This is a genomic window from Herbaspirillum sp. B65 (assembly GCF_000333555.1).
Lineage (GTDB): Bacteria > Pseudomonadota > Gammaproteobacteria > Burkholderiales > Burkholderiaceae_D > Herbaspirillum > Herbaspirillum rubrisubalbicans.
The window spans coordinates 1-2,095 of record NZ_BADI01000597.1 but is presented as its reverse complement, the minus strand read 5'-3'; the positions used below and the strand labels follow the sequence as shown (position 1 = coordinate 2,095).

The 2,095-nt window shown below is 61.8% G+C and carries 2 protein-coding genes and 1 pseudogene; 2 read left to right on the top strand and 1 reads right to left on the bottom strand.

Annotated elements, in window-relative coordinates:
* Window positions 1-161, bottom strand: a 161-nt coding sequence (locus tag I5W_RS30810; protein WP_148289112.1) for an Lrp/AsnC family transcriptional regulator, incomplete at its 3' end; no start/stop codon positions are given.
* Here I5W_RS30810 and I5W_RS14125 point away from each other — a divergent pair.
* Together I5W_RS14125 and I5W_RS14120 are read left to right on the top strand one after the other, a co-directional pair.
* Window positions 105-938: pseudogene (locus I5W_RS14125) on the top strand (ribonucleoside-diphosphate reductase subunit alpha); the annotation flags it as partial. The gene I5W_RS30810 and the pseudogene I5W_RS14125 sit on opposite strands and share 57 nt — an antisense overlap.
* Before the next feature lie 218 nt (window positions 939-1,156).
* Window positions 1,157-2,095: ribonucleotide-diphosphate reductase subunit beta (locus I5W_RS14120; protein WP_044529704.1), on the top strand; the 939-nt coding region annotated here is incomplete at its 3' end.

Genomic DNA, 2,095 nt, shown 5'->3' with positions numbered 1-2,095 from the left:
TGCGCCGCNTAGCCCAGGATGTAGCCAGCCTCCTGCAGCTTGCGCACCCGTTCCAGGCAGGCGGCCGGCGACAGGTTCACGCGGGCAGCCAGATCGACGTTGGCGGTTCGCTGTGGGATCGCGGCATCCTGCCGCAGGACTCCCTGAAGCTGCTGGCGCAAGAGCGCGGCGGCTACCTGGAAACCGATACCACCGAGACCCTGGACTGGGCTGCCCTGCGTGCCCGCATCGCCGAACATGGGATGCGCAACTCGAACTGCGTGGCCATCGCCCCGACGGCGACCATCTCCAACATCATCGGCGTGTCCGCTTGCATCGAGCCGACCTACCAGAACCTGTACGTGAAGTCGAACCTGTCGGGCGAATTCACCGAGATCAACGAGTATCTGGTGCGTGACCTGAAGGCTCGCGGCCTGTGGGATGAAGTCATGGTCGCCGACCTCAAGTATTTCGACGGCAGCCTGGCCAAGATCGACCGCATCCCGCAAGACCTGCGCGACATCTACGCCACCGCCTTCGAAGTGGATCCGTCCTGGCTGGTGGAAGCCGCCTCGCGTCGCCAGAAGTGGATCGACCAGGCCCAGTCGCTCAACATCTACATGGCCGGTGCTTCCGGCAAGCGCCTGGACGAGACCTACAAGCTGGCCTGGTTGCGTGGCCTCAAGACCACCTACTACCTGCGCACCATCGGCGCCACCCATACCGAGAAGTCCACTTCCCGTGCGGGTGCCCTGAACGCCGTGGCCGTTGACGGCGGTGCGGGTGCGATGGCATCGGCCTCGGGTACGGCTGTGCCGGCAGCACCGATCGCTTCGGCTGCTGCTGCATCGGCTGCCTACGTGATGCCGAACCCCGGTGCTTCGATCGAAGCCGATGGTCCGGTCTGCACCATGCGTCCGGGCGACCCGGGCTTCGAAGAGTGCGAGGCCTGCCAGTAAGCAAGCAATCCGGGTGGGGCCAGACGGCCTGCTGATGAGGATGATCAAGGTCATCCGAGATGACGGCAGCTACACTGTCCAAGTCCCACCCACCCTAGCCGGCGCATCTCGGTGAACTTCACCGGATGCGCCGTTGTCACCTGATAGACCCCAGATATCCGCCGTGCCACGGTCACCGACCTGCCGGCAGCTACCGATCAAGTAAAGAGGAACCACAGATGCTTTCTTGGGATGATGAAGTCAAGCAGCCGGCCCAGGCGCCGCGCACCCCGAACCTGCAGCCGCAACTGCAACCGGCCTTGGGTCAAGCCAACGCCGCACTGAACCCGGCGCTGATGGCCGGCAACAGCGAGCAGGTCGACACCACCCGTCGCGTCAATGCCGCCGACAAGCGCATCATCAACGGCCACACCGACGTCAACCAACTGGTGCCCTTCAAGTACAAGTGGGCCTGGGACAAGTACCTGGCCGGCTGCGCCAACCACTGGATGCCGCAAGAGATCAACATGCAGCGCGACATCGAGCTGTGGAAGAATCCGAACGGCCTGACCGAAGACGAGCGTCGTCTGGTCAAGCGTAACCTGGGCTTCTTCGTCACCGCCGACTCGCTGGCCGCCAACAACATCGTGCTGGGTACCTATCGCCACATCACCGCGCCCGAGTGCCGCCAGTACCTGCTGCGCCAGGCTTTTGAAGAGGCCATCCACACCCACGCCTACCAGTACATCGTTGAATCGCTGGGCCTGGATGAGGCCGAGATCTTCAACGCCTATCACGAGGTCGCATCGATCCGCGACAAGGACGAGTTCCTGATCCCCTTCATCGATACGCTGACCGATCCCGAGTTCAAGACCGGCACGATGGAGAATGACCAGAAGCTGTTGAAGTCGTTGATCGTCTTCGCGTGCATCATGGAAGGTCTGTTCTTCTACGTCGGCTTCACGCAGATCCTGGCACTGGGTCGCCAGAACAAGATGATGGGTGCGGCCGAGCAGTATCAATACATCCTGCGCGACGAATCCATGCACTGCAACTTCGGCATCGATCTGATCAACACCGTGAAGATGGAGAACCCGCACCTGTGGACTCCTGAATTCCGCGAAGAGATCAAATCGTTGTTTTTACGCGCGGTGGAGTTGGAATATCGTTACGCAGAG